Raw genomic sequence first — 19,074 nt, 5'->3', positions numbered from 1 at the left:
GCTCCGCGATACTCGATTGTTGGTGATTGTTGAATAGTCAGGTCAACTATCGCGCATTTATCGCCCTGGATAAACATGTGAAATTGGCTTCACTTCAACGCACATCCCAGGAGATTCGACATGACTCAGCACTCCCGAAAAGTGGCCATCGTCACCGGCGCCTCGCGGGGTATCGGCGCGGTGGTCGCCCGCCAACTGGCTGCGCAGGGTTTTGCAGTGGCCATCAACTATGCGAGCAGTGCCAGCGAGGCTTCGGCGCTGGTAGTGGAACTGCGCCAGGCCGGCCACTCGGCCATAGCGGTCAAGGCCGACGTGGGCAACTCTGCCGATGTCGCGCGGTTGTTCGATGAGGTCGAGTTGCAGTTGGGCAAGGTCGATGTGCTGGTCAACAACGCCGGCATCCTCAAGGTGCTGCCGCTGGCCGAGCACAGTGACGAGCTGTTCGAACAGACGTTCGCCATCAATACCCGCGGCACCTTCAACACCCTGCGCGAGGCGGCGAAGCGGATGAATGACGATGGGCGCATCGTCAACTTCTCCAGCAGTACCGTGGGGCTGAACCTGCCGGGGTACGCGGTGTACATCGCCAGCAAGGCGGCGGTGGAGTCGTTGACCCAGGTGTTCGCCAAGGAACTGCGTGGCCGGCGCATCACGGTGAATGCCGTGGCCCCGGGGCCGGTGGCGACCGAGTTGTTCCTGCAGGGCAAGAGCGAGGAGCAGGTCCAGACCTTCGCGCGGATGCCGCCGCTGGAGCGCCTGGGCCAGCCGGAGGATATCGCCGAGGTGGTGTCGTTCCTGGTCGGCCCGGCGGCGGGCTGGGTCAACGGGCAGGTGCTGCGGGCCAATGGTGGGTTGGTCTGATCGTCCGCGCAGCTCCCGGGTGACCGACCGGTTCGCCGGCCGTTGCGTGGTGATGCGTGGGCCCCTCAGTGAAGGTTTGCCAGGATTGGAGCGCGATCATGCCGTCTGTATTTCCCCCGTTGTTCAATGGCCGTCTCGAACCTATCGCCTACAGCCTGCTGCGGCTGTGTTTCGGCATCATCATGGTGACCCATGGGGTGCCGAAGCTGCTGGGTGAGGCCCATGGCTCCATGGCTGATCCGCTGGCGGCCTCGGCCAACCTGATCGGCAATGTTCTGCATTTGCCGGCGGCGGACACCCTGGCGTTGCTGGTGGCGCTGCTCGAAGGGGTGGGCGGCGCCTTGCTGGCGTTGGGGCTGGGCACCCGCCTGCTGGCGGCGATGATGGCTGTGCAGATGGCGGTGATCAGCTACCTGCTGGGCCCGACCTGGCCGTGGATCGACCGGGGCATCGAGTACCCGGTGCTGATGTTGTTCCTGGCGGGCTACATTGTGTTCCGGGGGGCAGGACGCTATTCCCTGGATCACAGGTTGCACTGCCGGCGTTGAGACGACCACGATCGATCACGGCCTTCCCCGCGCGGCTATTGTCATGCACCCCGCGATCACGTTCATCGTCGGTGTGCCGGCCATCGCCATGGCCCTGTCCATGCTGCCGGACAAGGCCTGGGCGCCTGGCGGGTCAACGTACCAGGTGCAGGAACTGCATGTGCCGTTCGTACTGGTCGAGGATATCGTTGATGATCTGCTCCTTGCTGTAGCCCATCAGGTCATAGTCCTGGCTGCCTTCGCTGAGGTGCACCTCGGCGCGGTAGTAGCGGCGGTTGCGCAGGTCCCGCGAACCCAGGCCACCCAGGGCGAAGGAGGGCGTGAAGTAGCCGCGCATCTGCACCTGGTAGACGAACGGGTGCAGGTCGCCATGGCCGATCTCCAGGCTCACGCTGTCGTTGGCCGGGTCGGGCTGGGTGAGCACGTTCAGGCCCTTCTCGACGAACACCGCGGTGACCTCTTCGATCGCCGGCCGTGCGGTCTGATCGAGGAAACGGTACACCTCGTCCCGCGACGGGAAGTGCACCGCCTGGCTCAGGCGCTGGCGCCAGCCGCCCCGGCCGCGACGTGCCTGCGAGACCGGCGCCAGCGAGTGCAGTTGGGCGATGCGTTTCTGCGACTCCAGGTAGAACGCCTTGTGCAGCCCCCACATCATCGACAGCAGGATCAGCGAGAACGGCAGCGAGGTCAGCACCACCGCCGATTTCAGCGCATCGATGCTGCCGGAGAACAGCAGCGCGCTGGTGATCAGCGCGGTCATCGCGCCCCAGAACACCCGCAGCCATTTCGGTCCGTCCTCGTCGGCATGGCCGCCACGGGCGGACAGCGTCGACAGCACCACGGTGCCGGAGTCGGCCGAGGTGACGAAGAACACGAAGCTGATGAACACCGTGACCGCGATCACCGTGCGGCTCCACGGGTAGGTTTCCAGCAGCAGGTACAGGGTGCGCGACGGATCGTCGATGGCCGACTGGCCGAGGGCGCTCATGCCGTGGTTGAGCACTTGCTCGATGGCGCTGTTGCCGAAGATCGACATCCACGCCAGGGTGAAGCCCAGCGGGATCAGCAGCACGCCGAAGACGAATTCGCGGATGGTCCGGCCGCGGGAAATCCGCGCGATGAACAGGCCCACGAACGGCGCCCAGGCAATCCACCAGGCCCAGTAGAATACGGTCCAGCCGCCGAGCCAGTCGCTGGGCTTGTCGTAGGCGTAGAGGTCGAAGCTCTTGGTCGGCAGCGCCCCGAGGTAGTCGCCGAGGTTCTGGATCAGGGTGTTGAGCAGGTGCTGGGTGGGCCCGGCGAACAGCACGAACAGCAGCAGCGCACAGGCCAGCAGCATGTTGATGTCGGACATCACCCGCACACCCTTGTCGACGCCGGCCACCGCGACGGCGATGGCCGCGCCCATCATCAGCACGATCAGCCCGACCTGGATCCACTGGGTATGCGAGATGCCGAACAGGTAGTCCAGCCCCGAGTTGAGGTGCAGCACGCCGAAGCCCATGTCGGCGCCGAGGCCGAACACCGTGGCGATGATGCCGAAGCCGTCCACCGCGTAGCCGATGGGGCCGTTGATGCGCTTGCCGATCAGCGGGTACAGCGCCGACCGCAGTGCCAGCGGCAGGTTGTGCCGGTAGGCGAAGTAGGCCAGGGCCATGCCGACGAAGGCGAACACGCCCCAGCCGTGCAGGCCCCAGTGCAGGAACAGGATCTGCATCGCCTGGCGCGCGGCGGCCGGCGTGCCCGCTTCGCCCTGGGGCGGCTGGAGCATGTGGGTGAGCGGCTCGGAGACGCAGAAGAAGAACAGGGTGATGCTGATCCCGGCGGCGAACAGCATGCCGGCCCAGGACAGGTAGCTGAACTCGGGTTCGTCGTGGTCGGCACCGAGCTTGATCCGGCCGTAGCCGGACAAGGCGGTGACCACCACGAAGACCAGGTACAGGGTCATCGCCAGCAGGTAGTACCAGCCGACCGTGTTGGCCGCCCAGTTCTGCGCGGCCAACAGCCACTGGCCGGCGGCTTCGGGCTGGCTGATGACCAGCAGGCCGAACAGCAGGATGAAGGTCGCGGCGAAGTAGAAAACGGGCGGGTTCATGCGGATCAGGCCGCTGGTTGCGGTCGTGGAGGTACTCATGCGGCGGGTACCTCGAAGGGGTGGCACGTGGCTGGATACTTCGGACTCAGCAAAGGCAGGCCTCCTGTTGTGAGCGGGCAGCGAGCTGCCGGTTTAACTTGAACGAGCATTCAAGTTAAACATGAATCGGGTGTCTGGGACCAATCGCAAGGCTGGACGGTATTGTTCTGACAGCGTCGTTCAGCAAAGGTTTGTAGGAGGTGGTGGGCGGGCGGTGGGACTTGTTCTGTGGAGGCCGGCTTGCCAGCGAAGGCGTCCCTGAGATCGCCAAACGCTTCGCGGGCAAGCCACGTTCCTACGGCCCAGTGCCCTACGCAAAACGCGCGTACGACGCCAATCTGCAGGCGTGTGGCTTGCCCGCGAAGAGGCCTTCCAGGGCGACTTCACCTCAACGCTGAATCTCGCTCTCATGCTGCTGCAGATTGGCCTGGGTCAGGTTGCATCCGGCCGGCACGCTGCGGGTCAGCCAGACGTTGCCGCCGATGGTGGCGCCCTTGCCGATGGTGATGCGTCCCAGGATGGTCGCGCCGGCATAGATCACCACGTCGTCCTCGACGATCGGGTGTCGCGGATGACCCTTCTGCAACTGGCCGTCCTCGTCCGCCGGGAAGCGCTTGGCGCCCAGGGTCACCGCCTGGTAGATGCGCACCCGCTCGCCGATGATCGCCGTCTCGCCGATCACCACGCCGGTGCCGTGGTCGATGAAGAAGCTGGGGCCGATCTGTGCGCCCGGGTGGATGTCGATACCGGTGGCCGAGTGGGCGATCTCCGAACTGATCCGCGCCAGCAGAGGCAGGCCGGCACGGTACAGGTGGTGCCCCAGGCGGTGGTGGATCACCGCGAGAATCCCCGGATAGCACAGCAGCACTTCGTCGACGCTGCGCGCCGCCGGGTCGCCGTGGTAGGCCGCCAGGACATCGGTATCGAGCAGCCGGCGCAGTTGCGGCAGGGCCATGGCGAAGTCCTGGATCAGCCGCAGGGCCTTGGCCTGCACCTCGGCATCGTCCCGGCCGTCATGCCGGGCGGCGTAGCGCAGTTCCAGCCGGGCCTGGGCCAGCAGCGCATTGAGGGCGGCGTCCAGGGTGTGGCCGACGTAGAAGTCCTCGCTTTCCTCGCGCAGGTCCACCGGCCCCAGGCGCATCGGGAACAGTGCCCCGCACAGGGCCTCGAGAATCTCGGCCATGGCCTGGCGCGACGGCAGTTCGCGCCCGCCCTGTTCATCGCTGACCCGCCCGTTGCGGGTACGCCACTCATCCCTGGCGCTGCGCAACTGGCTGACGATGGTCTGTAGTTGCCAATGGCTGGAACGCTCGCTCACGATCAAATCTCCGACCTGGCGGCCGGACAATCGGGCCACCTGAATGGCTTTCACTTTACGGCACGGCCCTGAACGGTAATTAAGAACGAATAGTGCTTTGCTAAGAACGTTTTGAAATAAGGCGTCCACGGTTGCCTGGGGAAAAGTGCCTGCCTATAGTCGAAACATTTCCTACCGTCAGTTCGGACTCATGATCAAACAACAGCTCGCCCGCTTCGACCGCCTGCCGCTTCTCGAGCAGGCCACGCCCCTGGAAAAACTCGAACGTCTATCGGCATGGGCAGGCCGCGATATCTACATCAAGCGCGACGACCTGACCCCGCTGGCACTGGGTGGCAACAAGCTGCGCAAACTCGAATACCTGGCCGCCGATGCACTGGCGGCGGGGGCCGACACGCTGATCACCGCCGGGGCGATCCAGTCCAACCACGTGCGCCAGACCGCCGCCCTGGCAGCTCGCCTGGGGCTGGGCTGCGTGGCCTTGCTGGAAAACCCGATCGGTACCGGGGATGGCAACTACCTCGGCAACGGCAACCGCCTGCTGCTGGACCTGTTCGACGCGCGGGTCGAGTTGGTGGACAACCTGGACAACGCCGACGAGCAGTTGCAGGCCCTGGCCGAGCGCCTGCGCAGCAACGGCAAGAAGCCATACCTGGTGCCGATTGGCGGCTCCAACGCCCTGGGTGCGCTGGGCTACGTGCGTGCGGGCCTGGAGCTGGCGGCGCAGATCGAGGCCACGGGGCTGGAGTTCGCCGCGGTGGTGCTGGCTTCCGGCAGCGCCGGGACCCACAGTGGCCTGGCCCTGGGCCTGAGCGAGACCCTGCCGCAACTGCCGGTGATCGGCGTGACGGTCTCGCGCAGCGACGAGGCGCAGCGGCCGAAGGTGCAGGGGCTGGCCGAACGCACCGCCGAACTGCTGGAGGTGCCGTTGCCGGCCAGCTTCAAGGTGCAACTGTGGGACGAGTATTTCGCCCCGCGCTATGGCGAGCCGAATGCCGGGACCCTGGCGGCGGTGAGGCTGATGGCGAGCCAGGAAGGCATCCTGCTCGACCCGGTGTACACCGGCAAGGCGATGGCCGGGTTGCTCGATGGCATCGGTCTGCAGCGTTTCGACGAGGGGCCGATCATTTTCCTGCACACCGGCGGGGCGCCGGCGTTGTTTGCCTACGACGCGTCGTTTGCCTGACCTGTTCCGGACAGGGAGTCGGTGTTGCCTGGTTCGCGGATTCATCCGCGAACCAGGCACCGCAGTACGCCCTGCTTAACATCAAATTAGTTATAATTGGATTCTTTTATATTATTTAAAATTATAAAAGGAGCCGTTTATAGTTTCGCCTCAGGCGAATTTGCCACGAGACGCCAATACTGCTTTGAGGCAGGATGGCCGCTGGTAATAAAAGTGTCAGGTTTGCCTTCCTTTTCCCATAAAAAAACACACGGGGCTCTTCATGAATATTTCCGCGTTTCGCAAGCGTCTGCTGGTCGGCAGCCTGGGCTTGGTGCTGGGCGCAGGCCTGCTGGGCCAAGCCTTTGCCGGTGAGCAACTGGACAACATCAAGAAAGCCGGGGTGATCAAGGTCGGCCTGGAAGGCACCTACCCGCCTTTCAGCTTCCAGGACGAAAACGGCAAGCTGGCCGGTTTCGAGGTCGAGTTCTCCGAAGCCCTGGCGAAGAAGCTGGGCGTGAAGGTCGACCTGCAGCCGACCAAGTGGGACGGCATTCTCGCTGCCCTGGAGTCCAAGCGCCTGGACGCGGTGATCAACCAGGTGACCATCTCCGAGGAGCGCAAGAAGAAGTACGACTTCTCCGAGCCGTACACCGTTTCCGGGATCCAGGCCCTGGTGCAGAAGAAGGACGCCAGCAAGTTCAAGACCGCCGCCGATCTGGCTGACCACAAGGTCGGCGTCGGCCTGGGTACCAACTACGAGCAGTGGCTCAAGGACAACGTACCGAAGGCCATCATCAAGACCTACGACGACGATCCGACCAAGTACCAGGACCTGCGCATCGGCCGCATCGACGCGATCCTGGTGGACCGCCTGGCCGCCTTCGAGCTGATCAAGAAAACCAACGACACCCTGGCCGTTTCCGGCGAACCGTTCTCCCGCCAGGAAGCCGGCGTCGCGCTGCGCAAAGGTGAGCCCGAGCTGCTGGCCGCGGTGAACAAGGCGATCGACGAACTGCGCGCCGACGGTACCCTGAAGAAGCTGTCGCAGAAGTACTTCGATGCTGACGTGACCAAATGATCGGGCTGAACCCACAACTTGTCCTGGACTCGGCCCCTTACCTGCTCAAGGGGCTGTACTACACCGTTGTCCTGAGTGTCGGCGGCCTGTTCTTCGGGTTCCTGTTGGGGTTCGTGCTGGTCCTGATGCGCATGTCGCGCATCGGGGTGGTGAACTGGACGGCACGTATCTACGTGTCGTTCTTTCGCGGCACGCCCTTGCTGGTGCAGTTGTTCTGGATCTATTTCGGCATGCCGCAACTGGGGGTCGAACTGGACCCGATTCCGGCCGGCCTGCTGGGCCTGTCGCTGAACCTGGCGGCCTACACCTGCGAGATCCTGCGTTCGGCGATCGGCGCGATCGACCGTGGGCAATGGGAGGCGGCCGCCAGTATCGGCATGACCCGCGCCCAGACCCTGCGCCGGGCGATCCTGCCGCAGGCCGCGCGCACGGCCCTGCCGCCGCTGGGCAACAGCTTCATCTCGCTGGTCAAGGACACCTCGCTGGTGGCGACCATCCAGGTACCCGAGCTGTTCCGCCAGGCACAGCTGATCAGTGCCAGGACCTTCGAAATCTTCACCATGTATCTTGCCGCCGCCCTGATCTACTGGCTGCTTTCCAGCGTGCTCGCGCACCTGCAGGGCAAGCTGGAGGCGCGGGTCAATCGGCATGACCAGGAGTCCTGACAGCATGATCGTGGTTGAAAAACTGACCAAGCAATTCAATGGCCAGAGCGTGCTCAAGGGCATCGACCTGACGGTCAAGGCCGGCGAGGTGGTGGCGATCATCGGCCCCAGCGGTTCCGGCAAGACCACCTTCCTGCGTTGCCTGAATTTCCTCGAGGAACCTTCCAGCGGCCGGATCCAGGTGGGCGAGATCGAGATCGACGGCAGCCGCCCGTTGAGCCAGCAGCAGAACCTGATCCGCAAGCTGCGCCAGCAGGTGGGGTTCGTGTTCCAGAACTTCAACCTGTTCCCCCATCGCACGGCGCTGGAGAACGTCATCGAAGGCCCGATCGTGGTCAAGAAGACCCCGCGCGACCAGGCCGTGGCCCTGGGCCGCAAGCTGCTGGCCAAGGTGGGCCTGGCGGGCAAGGAAGAGTCCTATCCACGGCGGCTGTCCGGCGGTCAGCAACAGCGCGTGGCGATTGCCCGGGCGCTGGCGATGGAACCCGAGGTGATCCTCTTCGACGAACCGACTTCGGCCCTCGACCCGGAACTGGTGGGTGAAGTGCTGGCGACCATTCGCGGGTTGGCGGAAGAAAAACGCACCATGGTCATCGTCACTCACGAGATGAGTTTCGCGCGCGACGTGGCCAACCGGGTGATCTTTTTCGACAAGGGCGTGATTGTCGAACAGGGTGAAGCCAAGGCGCTGTTTGCCAATCCGAAAGAAGAACGTACCCGGCAGTTCCTCAGTAAGTTTCTGGGTGATGTGTAGGACGGTTCTTTAGTTTAAATAACGTACTCAGGGAATGAGTACGCTATTCAATGAGTAACTCTCTCGATAGTTGCGGGTCATCTTCTTTTATTACCTGGCGACTGTTTCAAATGATCCCCCTTTCCTCCAAATAAAACTGCCGAGAGCCCCTGAATAGAGGCGCAAAGTAGGACTCGTCCGAATAACAGGGCGATCGGAATCATTGTCGATCAAGGCCTTGACACCTGCCCGGCAAAACTCTTAGCTGACTTCCTGCTGGTGTGGCGTTATCTGCATTGCCCGCCTGTTCGGGGGTGTCTGCGTGATGCCCGCGCCATAACATTTCGGCTGTAAGGATGCGGCGAAAGAAGCACTGGCCCGGCTTTGCGAACGGACCCGGCCGCTTCTTTAAAGTTGAACTTATCGACAACTTATAAAAAGGACGATTTCATGAACGATTCTCTCGAGCACTCCCGACTCGCGCTGCCCGTGGTGCCCCAGGCGCACCGGCGGGGCATCGGCCGCCTGGCCGCCGAGCAACTGTCGGTGTGTATCCCGGCCTATCCGGGCATGGACGAGGGCGACCTGCTCGAGCTGTTCTGGGACGGTTGTTATGTGACGTCCCGGCAGATCCAGGCGGGCGAGCAGGGCCAGCCGGTCAGCCTGCGGGTGCCGCAGAGTTTCGTACTCGACGGTGTGGCGCGGATTCACTACCGGCTCATGCGCATTGGCCGTATGGCGCAGACTTCCCCGCCACTCAAGTTGCCGGTCAAGCTGAGTTGCCCCGGTGGCCTGCCGATCGGCGAGGAGAACCAGGGCCTGGCGCCGCCGATCATTCCTTCGCCGATCCGCCGCTACGGGGTCAACCCGAACCAGATGAAGCGCGGCGTGCCGCTGACCCTGGAGCCTTATCCGAACATGGCCGCCGAGGATGAAATCACCCTGCTCTGGGGCGATGTACGCTTCGACCTGCCCAAGCTGACGCCCGCGGATATCGGCAAGCCGGTCACGGTGTTCGTGCCGGCCGCGGTGATCCTCGAAGCCGGCGAGGACCGCGGGCTGGACATCACCTACTGCGTGATCGACCGGGTCGGCAATAATTCCCGCTGGGCGCCGCCACGGCGCCTGCGCGTGGGGGCCGCGCGGCATTTCGTCCGGCCCGTTGCCCCCGGCTTTTCCCGCGCCGCCCAACGCCGCCGGGAGTGAGCGACGGACCTTCTATGCATATTCCTAAAGGTTAGTTCATTTAATTTTTATACGCGTTTAGGGTATATGAACCGGACCACCGGACCCGTTTGATTTCGTCGGTATCGCTTTCGCGATGCCTCTTGAGAGAGATGAGGTAGGTATGGTCAGGAACACAATCACCCTTGTGCGGATCGCCGGGGCATTGCGCACGCCACGGAGTGGCGCTGATGTCTAACTTGAACGACGCACAGGTCCACAGCGATCAGGACATCGCGCCGCTGCTGCTGCCGGCGCGGGTACTGCGCAACGACGCCGAAGCCCTGCAGGCCGCCCATGAGCTGGCCGAGGTCGCCCGGCTGCACGCCGCCCGGCGCGACCAGCAGCGCAAGCTGCCCTGGGCCGAAATCGAGCAGTTCACCCGCAGCGGCCTGGGCAGTATCACCATCCCCCGCGAATACGGTGGCCCGCAGGTGTCCTTCGTCACCGTGGCCGAGGTGTTCGCGATCATTTCCGCCGCCGATCCGGCCCTGGGACAGATCCCGCAGAACCAGTTCGGTATTCTCCAGGCGCTGCTCGGCACGGCCACCGAGCGGCAGAAGAAGCAACTGTTCCAGAGCGTGCTCGACGGCTGGCGGATCGGTAATGCCGGCCCCGAGCGCGGCACCCGCAACACCCTGGAGATCAGGACCCGCATCAGTGCCGACGGTGACGGCTTCGTCATCAGCGGGCAGAAGTTCTATTCCACCGGCGCCCTGTTCGCCCACTGGGTGGCGGTCAAGGCCCTCGACGATGAAGGCCGCCAGGTCATGGCCTTCGTCCGCCGTGGCACCCCGGGCCTGCGGGTGGTCGATGACTGGTCCGGGTTCGGCCAGCGCACCACCGCCAGCGGCACCGTGTTGCTGAACAACGTGCGGGTCGAAGCGGAGAACGTCGTCGAGAACTGGCGCCAGGGCGCCACCCCCAACATCCAGGGCGCCGTCTCGCAACTGATCCAGGCGGCCATCGACGCCGGGATCGCCCGCGCGGCCATCGACGACAGCATCGCCTTCGTCCGCGAGCGGTCGCGGCCGTGGGTCGATGCCAAGGTCGAGCGGGCCAGCGACGACCTGTATGTCATTGCCGATATCGGCAAGCTGAAAATCGAATTGCATGCCGCCGAGGCGCTGTTGCGCAAGGCCGGGCAGGTGCTGGACCGGATCAGTGCCGGGCCGGTGGACGCCGACGCCGCGGCGCGGGCCTCGATTGCCGTTGCCGAGGCCAAGGTGCTGACCACCGAGATCTCCCTGCTGGCCAGCGAAAAGCTGTTCGAACTGGCCGGCAGCCGCGCCACCCTGGCCGAGTTCAACCTCGACCGGCACTGGCGCAACGCCCGGGTGCACACCCTGCACGACCCGGTGCGCTGGAAGTATCACGCGGTCGGTGCCTACCGCCTCAACGGCACCTTGCCGGCCCGCCATTCCTGGATCTGACCAGACCTCTGGAGACACCCATGCCACAGTTTTCCCCACGCGTCGCGGTCATTTCCAGCGACGAGCAAGCTTTGATCGTCGCCAGCGACCTGGCCGAGGATTTCAAGCGCGACAGCCAACTGCGCGACCGTGAACGGCGCCTGCCGCTGCCCGAGCTGGAGGTGTTTTCCCGCTCCGGCCTGTGGGGCATCAGTGTGCCTAAGGAATACGGGGGCGCCGGGGTATCGAACGTCACCCTGGCCAAGGTCACGCAACTGATCGCCGAGGCCGACGCCTCCCTCGGGCAGATTCCGCAGAACCATTTCTATGCCCTGGAAGTGCTTCGGGTGAACGGCAGCGAGGCGCAGAAGCGTCGGCTGTACGCCGAAGTCCTGGCCGGTCGCCGCTTCGGCAATGCGCTGGCCGAGCTGGGGACCAAGACCGCCCACGACCGGGTGACCCACCTGCGCCGCGAGGGCGAGGGTTATCGCATCAACGGCCGCAAGTTCTATTCCACCGGTTCGCTCTATGCCCAGCGCATTCCCACCTCGGTGGTCGACGAGCAGGGCGTGCAGCAATTGGCCTTCGTCCCGCGGGACAGCGCCGGGCTGACGGTGATCGACGACTGGACCGGTTTCGGCCAGCGCACCACCGGCAGCGGCTCGGTGGTGTTCGAGGACGTGTTCGTCGCCGCCGAGGACGTGATCCCATTCCAGAGCGCGTTCGAGCGGCCGACGCCGGTCGGGCCGCTGGCGCAGATCCTCCATGCGGCCATCGACACCGGGATTGCCCGGGCGGCCTACGAGGACACCCTGCATTTCGTCCGCACCCGCACCCGGCCATGGATCGATTCGGGTATCGAAAAAGCTGTCGACGACCCGCTGACCCTCAAGAGCATCGGCCACCTGAGCATCCGCCTGAGTGCCACCGAAGCCTTGCTGGAGCGTGCCGGCGAATGGCTCGACCGCGCCCAGGCCGAACCGAATGCCGACAGCGTGGCGGCGGCCTCGATCGCCGTTGCCGAGGTCCGGGCGATCAGTACCGAAATCTCCCTGGCCGCCGGCAGCACCCTGTTCGAACTGGCGGGCAGCCAGGCGACCCTGGCCGAGCACGGCCTCGACCGCCACTGGCGCAATGCCCGGGTGCACACCCTGCACGACCCGGTGCGCTGGAAGTACCACGCGGTGGGCAACTACTACCTCAACGAGGAAAACCCGCCGCTGCGGGGGACCATCTGATGAGTCGGCCTTTGGAAACGAAAAAGAAGATCCTGCTCAATGCCTTCAACATGAACTGCATCGGGCATATCAACCACGGCCTGTGGACGCATCCACGGGACCAGTCGACCCGCTACAAGACGCTCGAATACTGGACCGAGCTGGCGCAGTTGCTCGAGCGCGGGCTGTTCGACGGGCTGTTCATCGCCGATATCGTCGGGGTCTACGACGTCTACCAGCAGTCGGTGGACGTGCCGCTGCGCGAGTCGATCCAACTGCCGGTCAACGACCCGCTGCTGCTGGTATCGGCCATGGCCGCAGTGACGAAAAACCTCGGCTTCGGCCTGACCGCCAACCTGACCTACGAGGCGCCGTACCTGTTCGCCCGCCGACTGTCGACCCTCGACCACCTGAGCCGCGGCCGGGTCGGCTGGAACATCGTCACCGGCTACCTCGACAGCGCCGCCAAGGCCATGGGCCTGGATGCCCAGGCCGAGCACGACCGTCGCTACGACCAGGCCGACGAATACCTGGAGGTGCTCTACAAGCTGCTCGAAGGCAGTTGGGAGAACGACGCGGTGATCAACGACCCGGTGCGGCGGGTGTATGCCGAGCCGGACAAGGTCCACAAGGTGCGGCACAAGGGCGACTTCTACCAGGTCGAGGGCTATCACCTCTGCGAGCCGTCGCCGCAGCGCACGCCGGTGCTGTTCCAGGCCGGCAGCTCCGAGCGCGGCCTGCTGTTCGCCGGGCGACATGCCGAATGCGTGTTCATCAGCGGGCAGAACAAGGCCGCGACCAGGGCCCAGGTGGACAAGGTCCGTGCCAGTGCCGAAGCGGCGGGGCGTGACGGGCAGGCGATCAAGGTGTTCATGGGGGTCAATGTGATCGTCGCTGAAACCGAGGAGGCGGCCTGGGCCAAGCATGCCGAGTACCTTGGCTACGCCAGTGCGGAAGCCGGAGTGGCGCATTTCTCGGCGTCCACCGGCATCGACTTTGCCGAGTACGAACTGGACGAGCCGATCCGCTACGTGAAGAGCAACGCGATCCAGTCGGCGACCCGCAACCTGCAGAACAACGACTGGACCCGGCGCAAGTTGCTGGCGCAGCACGCCCTGGGCGGGCGCTATGTGACGGTGGTCGGTTCGCCGACCCAGGTGGCCGACGAACTGGAATCGTGGATCACCGAGACCGGCCTGGACGGTTTCAACCTGACCCGCATCGTCACCCCGGAAAGCTACGAGGACTTCATCGACCTGGTGATTCCCGAGTTGCAGCGACGCGGCTCGTACAAGACCGCGTATGAGCAGGGGACCTTGCGCGAAAAACTGTTCGGGGAGGAGGCGCATCTGCCGCCGGCGCATGCCGGATCAGCTTATCGCCGGGCCTCGCTATCGCCTGGCGCCATCGAAAAAACACCGCAGGCCCCGCTGTCGCCTGGCGCCATCGAAAAAACACCGCAGGCCCCGCTATCGCCTGGCGCCATCGAAAAAACACCACAGGCCCCGCTATCGACTGGCGCCATCGAAAAAACACCGCAGGCCCCGCTATCGACTGGCTCCATCGAAAAACAAACGCTGGCCCTGTAGGAGCCGGGCTTGCCCGCGAAGGCGTCCTCAAGGGCGCTAAAAGCTTCGCGGGCAAGCCACGCTCCTACAAGGTTGGTGCGAATCCTACAGACGATTACCGACTGGAAACCCATCATGAAAACCCTACGCTTCACTGCGCCAGTCAAGGCACTGGCCCTCGCCCTCGGTCTGTTCGGCACCGTCGCCCACGCCGCCGACGCCCCACTCAAGGTCGGCACCACCGCCGCCTTCGCCATCCCGCTGGAGGCCGCCGTGGAAGAGGCCGGCAAGCAGGGCCTGAAAGTCGAACTGGTGGAGTTCACCGACTGGATCGCGCCCAACGTCAGCCTGGCCGCTGGCGATATCGACGTGAACTACTTCCAGCACATCCCGTTCCTGGAAAACGCCAAGGCCGCCGCCGGTTTCGACCTGGTGCCCTTCGCTCCGGGGATCATCAACAACGTCGGCCTCTACTCGAAGCAGTACAAGCGCTTCGACGAGCTGCCCGAAGGCGCGACCGTGGCCATCGCCAACGACCCGATCAACAGCGGTCGCGGCCTGCAACTGCTGGCCAAGGCCGGGCTGATCACCCTCAAGCCCGGCGTCGGCTACAAGGCCACCGAGGACGACATCGTCAGCAACCCGAAAAAGCTCAAGATCCTTCAGGTCGAGGCCGTGCAACTGGTGCGCGCCTACGATGACGCTGACCTGGTGCAGGGCTACCCGGCCTACATCCGTCTGGCGAAAAGCTTCGATGCCGGCTCCGCGTTGCTGTTCGACGGCCTCGACCACAAGGAGTACGTGATCCAGTTCGTCATCCAGCCGAAGGAAAAGAACGACCCGCGGCTGATCAAGTTCGTCGATATCTACCAGCATTCGCCGGCCGTACGCGCTGCCCTGGACAAGGCCCACGGCAAGCTGTACCAGGCCGGTTGGGAAGGCTGACATGAGTGTCGCCAGCCTCCAGCGCCCACTGGCCGAAGCGCCACGCGAAGCCGAACAGACCGAACTGCATCCCGAACTCAACCGGGCCCACGTGCGCTTCATCGGCGTGGGCAAGACCTACGACGGCCATCAGGGCCCGGTGCACGCCCTGCAGGGCATCGACCTGGCGATCCAGCGCGGCGAGGTGTTCGGCATCATCGGCCGCAGTGGTGCCGGCAAGTCGTCGCTGATCCGCACCATCAACCGCCTGGAGCAACCCACGGCGGGGCGGGTGCTGATCGACCAGGTGGACATCGGCGGGTTCGACGAAGACCGCCTGGTGGAACTGCGGCGGCGGGTCGGCATGATCTTCCAGCACTTCAACCTGATGTCGGCCAAGACCGTCTGGCAGAACGTCGAGCTGCCGCTGAAGGTGGCAGGGGTACCCCGGCTGGCGCGGGAGCGGAAGGTGCGCGAGCTGCTGGAACTGGTGGGCCTGCGGGACAAGCACAAGGCCTATCCGGCGCAGCTGTCCGGCGGGCAGAAACAGCGGGTGGGCATTGCCCGGGCGCTGGTGCATGACCCGGCGATTCTGTTGTGTGATGAAGCGACCTCGGCGCTCGACCCGGAGACCACCCAGTCGATCCTCGGCCTGCTGCGCGAGATCAACCGGCGCCTGGGCCTGACCGTGGTGCTGATTACCCACGAGATGGCGGTGATTCGTGAGATCTGCGATCGCGTGGTGGTCCTGGAGCGCGGGCGGGTGGTCGAGCAGGGGCCGGTGTGGCAAGTGTTCGGCGACCCGCAGCATGAGGTCAGCCGGACCTTGCTGGCGCCCTTGCAGCACGCGTTGCCGGAGGAACTGCAGGGCCGCCTGCGCGCGCAGCCGGAGTCGGCCGGGGCGGCTGTGGTGCTGCGCCTGCAGTTCACCGGCAGTGCCAGCGACGAACCGGACCTGGCCGCGCTGTTCAGCGCTCTGGGCGGGCGGGTGCGGCTGTTGCAGGGCGGTGTCGAACGGATCCAGGGGCATGCCCTGGGGCAGTTGCTGCTGTCGGTGAGTGGCTCGTCGCTGGACGCCGAGGCGTTGCGCCAGCGCGCGGCCCGTTGGGCGCAACAGGTGGAGGTGCTGGGTTATGTGGCTTGATCGGTTGTGGCAGGGGGTGATCGACACCTTTCTGATGGTCGGCGTGTCGTCGCTGATCGCGCTGTTGCTGGGCATTCCGCTGGCGGTGATCCTGGTCACCAGCCACAAGGGCGGGATCTACGAGGCGCCCACGGTGAACCGGGTGCTGGGGGCGTTCGTCAACCTGTTCCGCTCGATTCCGTTCCTGATCCTGATGGTGGCGCTGATCCCGTTCACCCGGCTGGTCGTGGGGACCACCTATGGGGTGTGGGCGGCCGTGGTGCCGCTGACCATCGCCGCCACGCCGTTCTTTGCGCGGATCGCCGAGGTCAGCCTGCGCGAGGTCGACCATGGCCTGATCGAGGCGGCCCAGGCCATGGGCTGCCGGCGCTGGCATATCGTCTGGCACGTGCTGCTGCCCGAGGCGTTGCCGGGGATCGTCGGCGGTTTCACCATCACCCTGGTGACCATGATCAACTCCTCGGCAATGGCCGGGGCCATTGGTGCCGGAGGCCTGGGGGACATCGCCTATCGCTATGGCTACCAGCGCTTCGACAGCCAGGTGATGCTGACGGTGATCGTGTTGCTGGTGATCCTGGTGGCGGCGATCCAGTTCGGTGGGGACCGATTGGCGCGGGTGCTCAACAAGCGCTGAGATATCTGGCGTCTGGAGCATCGCTTTCGCGGGCAAGTCGGATCGCCGCCCGCGAAAGGGCCCTCCCGGGCGCAGCAGAAATCTGCAGGGTGATATATTCAGGTCATCCACCCCAACGCGCAGACTCTGATGAAAACCCTCGGCCCCGACGACCTCCACCAGATCGCCTCCACCACCCTCGGCCACTACAACCGCACCGCCGAAGGCTTCCGCGAAGGCACCCGCGACCACGACGTCAGCCAGAACATCGACGCCCTGCTGCGGCACATCCAGGGCACGGCGCCGTTCACCCTCCTGGACTTCGGCTGCGGCCCCGGCCGCGACCTCAAGGCCTTCACCCGCCTGGGTCATGTCGCCGTCGGCCTCGACGGCTCCGAGCGCTTCGCGCAAATGGCCCGCGAGGACAGCGGCTGCGAGGTGCTGCAGCAGAACTTCCTCGAGCTGGACCTGCCGGCCCAACGTTTCGACGGGATCTTTGCCAATGCCGTGCTGTTCCATGTTCCGCTGCAGGAGCTGCCGCGCGTCCTGGAGCAACTGCACGCCACGCTCAAGCCGGGCGGGGTACTGTTCAGTTCCAACCCGCGGGGGGAAAACCAGGAGGGCTGGAATGGTGAGCGTTATGGCTCTTACCACGACCTGGAGGCCTGGCGGGCGTTGCTCACGGCGGCGGGCTTCATCGAACTGGAGCACTACTACCGTCCCGCCGGACTGCCCCGCGAGCAGCAGCCGTGGTTGGCGAGTGTCTGGCGCAAGCGTTAGCGGTGCGATGAGGCAGGGCGCTGGATTGTCCATCCTGAGAGGACAGTCAAACCGATTTGAGCCGCTTTTTCCTTTTTCGGCGGCTCATTAATCTGGTCACACATTGAACGACACAGCTTCCCACCACTTAAACGAAAAAGGATCCCCCATGAGCAAGCCAACCTACAACCGCCTGAACAAAGACGACGCCGTAGTCCTGCTGGTCGACCACCAGACCGGTCTGATTTCCCTGGTGCAGGACTTCTCGCCGAACGAGTTCAAGAACAACGTGTTGGCGTTGGCCGACCTCGCCAAGTTCTTCAACCTGCCCACGATCCTGACCACCAGCTTCGAGCAGGGCCCCAACGGCCCGCTGGTTCCAGAGCTGAAAGAGATGTTCCCGGACGCGCCTTACATCGCCCGCCCCGGCCAGATCAACGCCTGGGACAACGAGGATTTCGTCAAGGCGATCAAGGCCACCGGCCGCAAGCAACTGATCATCGCCGGGGTGGTGACCGACGTTTGCGTGGCGTTCCCGACGCTGTCGGCGCTGGCTGAAGGTTTCGATGTGTTCGTGGTGACCGATGCTTCCGGTACCTTCAACGAAACGGTGCAGCAGGCCGCGTGGAACCGCATGACCCAGGCCGGCGCACAGATGATGAACTGGTTCTCGGTGGCCTGTGAGCTGCACCGCGACTGGCGCAACGATATCGAAGGCTTGGGCAACCTGCTGTCGCAGCGGATCCCGAACTATCGCAACCTGATGAACAGCTACGCGGCGCTGACGGCCCGTTAATCCACCCGGAACCACAAGGCCCGCCTTCGCGCGGGCCTTGTGGTTTGCGCAGACCGGATGGCATTTGAGAGGGCTTGCCCGCGAAGCTTCTGGCGGCCTCAGGAACGCCTTCGCTGGCAAGCCAGTTCCCACAGGAATTGCGGTGTTCCCAGATGCTTCAGTGCTGCTGCCCCAGCAACTCATCTACCTGGCTCTGCGCCAACTCGATCAGGTGCACCGAGGCCATCGCCAGATGGCGCGGCAGGCCGCTCAACTGCTCGGCGGACTCATAGGCGGTCGCAGCGGCCGAGCGCAGGATCGAGTCGAGGTTGTTCAGGGTGTCTTCGAGGTGAGGTGTCCTGCTGATGGGATCTGCGGGTAGTTCGTAGTGGGCGAAAGCGCGCTCGGTAGCGGCTTGGAGTGCCGGTTCGCTTTTGGGCGGGTTGGGCGTGACTTTGAACATGGCGATTCTCCTGACATGGTCGAGAACCCGTCACCGTCGTGACCAAACGAGAGGTGGCGGGCGGTACGCAGGTTGGTCAACCGGGATGTCAGGCACCCGGCGCACCCGAAGGCGCCCCGCGCACAGCCCACCATGAAACGACAGACACAGGAAGTGCCTGAAACCTTGGTGGCGCTGGTGCGCCTGACATTGAACGGGTGACCAAACCCGGTCACTGTTTTTCAGTGACAGGTGTCAGCCTAGGTCCCGCAGATCGACAGGCGCAAGCCAAAAGGATTTTCTAGGAAACTTCAGGCGAGGGAAAGGGAATCGTCTTGCTGGTGGGTCTTAGCGTCTGCAACAAGAATGTATCCAAGGGTCGTAGTGAGTTGACATCAACGTCATCTGTGGCATTCTTGAAGAACCACTCAGCCCCGTACGCAGCGATTCAGTTCGCTGGCCGTTGGGGTGAAAAAACCGGCCTCGTGCCG

Annotated in this window: 17 protein-coding genes and 1 pseudogene; 15 read left to right on the top strand and 3 right to left on the bottom strand. The window is 64.4% G+C overall.

Translation table 11 applies throughout. The annotated features are described in order from the left end of the window. The first annotated feature begins 120 nt into the window (after positions 1–120). Together ACM62G_RS10675 and ACM62G_RS10670 are read left to right on the top strand one after the other, a co-directional pair. Positions 121–861, top strand: a complete 741-nt coding sequence (locus ACM62G_RS10675; RefSeq protein WP_419737122.1) for an SDR family oxidoreductase — start codon at positions 121–123, stop codon at positions 859–861. Between the two features lie 98 nt (positions 862–959). Beyond that, positions 960–1,409, top strand: a complete 450-nt coding sequence (locus ACM62G_RS10670) for a DoxX family protein (protein WP_419737121.1) — start codon at positions 960–962, stop codon at positions 1,407–1,409. A gap of 133 nt (positions 1,410–1,542) precedes the next feature. Here ACM62G_RS10670 and betT read toward each other — a convergent pair whose 3' ends face one another. Together betT and epsC are read right to left on the bottom strand one after the other, a co-directional pair. Continuing rightward, positions 1,543–3,504 (bottom strand): choline transporter BetT, encoded by a 1,962-nt coding sequence (gene betT / locus ACM62G_RS10665; RefSeq protein ID WP_193394191.1) that lies wholly within the window; start codon positions 3,502–3,504, stop codon positions 1,543–1,545. A 427-nt stretch (positions 3,505–3,931) separates the two neighbouring features. Further along, positions 3,932–4,861 carry a serine O-acetyltransferase EpsC gene (gene epsC, locus ACM62G_RS10660; protein ID WP_419737120.1) on the bottom strand — a complete coding sequence of 310 codons (930 nt, stop codon included), beginning with the start codon at positions 4,859–4,861 and terminating at the stop codon, positions 3,932–3,934. A gap of 190 nt (positions 4,862–5,051) precedes the next feature. Here epsC and ACM62G_RS10655 point away from each other — a divergent pair, with 190 nt between their 5' ends. The 13 genes and pseudogenes from ACM62G_RS10655 to ycaC all read left to right on the top strand — a co-directional run bounded on the left by ACM62G_RS10655 (position 5,052) and on the right by ycaC (position 18,162). Beyond that, positions 5,052–6,047, top strand: a complete 996-nt coding sequence (locus ACM62G_RS10655) for a D-cysteine desulfhydrase (RefSeq protein ID WP_273826357.1) — start codon at positions 5,052–5,054, stop codon at positions 6,045–6,047. A 262-nt stretch (positions 6,048–6,309) separates the two neighbouring features. After that, positions 6,310–7,107, top strand: a complete 798-nt coding sequence (tcyJ, locus tag ACM62G_RS10650; RefSeq protein ID WP_054061999.1) for a cystine ABC transporter substrate-binding protein — start codon at positions 6,310–6,312, stop codon at positions 7,105–7,107. Then, positions 7,104–7,772: a cystine ABC transporter permease gene (tcyL, locus tag ACM62G_RS10645; protein WP_054061468.1), complete on the top strand. Its 669-nt coding sequence runs from the start codon at positions 7,104–7,106 to the stop codon at positions 7,770–7,772. Before tcyJ ends, tcyL begins: the two co-directional genes overlap by 4 nt. A 4-nt stretch (positions 7,773–7,776) precedes the next feature. Continuing rightward, positions 7,777–8,526 (top strand): L-cystine ABC transporter ATP-binding protein TcyN, encoded by a 750-nt coding sequence (gene tcyN, locus ACM62G_RS10640; RefSeq protein WP_419737119.1) that lies wholly within the window; start codon positions 7,777–7,779, stop codon positions 8,524–8,526. A gap of 429 nt (positions 8,527–8,955) precedes the next feature. Next, positions 8,956–9,711 (top strand): hypothetical protein, encoded by a 756-nt coding sequence (locus ACM62G_RS10635; protein WP_054062000.1) that lies wholly within the window; start codon positions 8,956–8,958, stop codon positions 9,709–9,711. Positions 9,712–9,920: 209 nt separating this feature from the next. After that, complete coding sequence (locus ACM62G_RS10630; protein ID WP_273826359.1) at positions 9,921–11,162, top strand: SfnB family sulfur acquisition oxidoreductase; 1,242 nt, start codon at positions 9,921–9,923, stop codon at positions 11,160–11,162. A gap of 20 nt (positions 11,163–11,182) precedes the next feature. Further along, on the top strand, positions 11,183–12,379 hold the full coding sequence (locus tag ACM62G_RS10625) for an SfnB family sulfur acquisition oxidoreductase (RefSeq protein WP_419737118.1): 1,197 nt from the start codon (positions 11,183–11,185) through the stop codon (positions 12,377–12,379). Continuing rightward, a pseudogene (locus ACM62G_RS10620) lies at positions 12,379–13,743 on the top strand (LLM class flavin-dependent oxidoreductase); the annotation flags it as partial. The gene ACM62G_RS10625 and the pseudogene ACM62G_RS10620, both read left to right, overlap by 1 nt. 318 nt (positions 13,744–14,061) lie before the next feature. Further along, positions 14,062–14,871 (top strand): MetQ/NlpA family ABC transporter substrate-binding protein, encoded by an 810-nt coding sequence (locus tag ACM62G_RS10615; protein WP_419737117.1) that lies wholly within the window; start codon positions 14,062–14,064, stop codon positions 14,869–14,871. Between the two features lies 1 nt (position 14,872). Then, a complete protein-coding gene (locus tag ACM62G_RS10610) occupies positions 14,873–15,994 on the top strand; it encodes a methionine ABC transporter ATP-binding protein (RefSeq protein WP_419737116.1) in 1,122 nt (373 codons plus the stop codon). Then, the gene (locus ACM62G_RS10605; protein ID WP_054060956.1) at positions 15,984–16,628 is read left to right on the top strand and encodes a methionine ABC transporter permease; all 645 of its coding nucleotides are present in this window, start codon (positions 15,984–15,986) and stop codon (positions 16,626–16,628) included. Before ACM62G_RS10610 ends, ACM62G_RS10605 begins: the two co-directional genes overlap by 11 nt. Before the next feature lie 129 nt (positions 16,629–16,757). After that, a complete protein-coding gene (locus tag ACM62G_RS10600) occupies positions 16,758–17,387 on the top strand; it encodes a class I SAM-dependent methyltransferase (RefSeq protein WP_054060957.1) in 630 nt (209 codons plus the stop codon). A 148-nt stretch (positions 17,388–17,535) separates the two neighbouring features. Beyond that, complete coding sequence (gene ycaC, locus ACM62G_RS10595) at positions 17,536–18,162, top strand: isochorismate family cysteine hydrolase YcaC (protein ID WP_054060163.1); 627 nt, start codon at positions 17,536–17,538, stop codon at positions 18,160–18,162. A 157-nt stretch (positions 18,163–18,319) separates the two neighbouring features. Here ycaC and ACM62G_RS10590 read toward each other — a convergent pair whose 3' ends face one another. Continuing rightward, entirely contained in the window at positions 18,320–18,604 is a 285-nt protein-coding gene (locus ACM62G_RS10590) for a DUF6124 family protein (protein WP_416771310.1), read from the bottom strand. Positions 18,605–19,074 lie beyond the last annotated feature (470 nt).

This window comes from Pseudomonas sp. COR18 (genome assembly GCF_048568395.1).
Classification (GTDB): Bacteria; Pseudomonadota; Gammaproteobacteria; order Pseudomonadales; family Pseudomonadaceae; genus Aquipseudomonas; species Aquipseudomonas fuscovaginae_B.
This window is presented reverse-complemented; position numbering and strand designations above follow the sequence as displayed.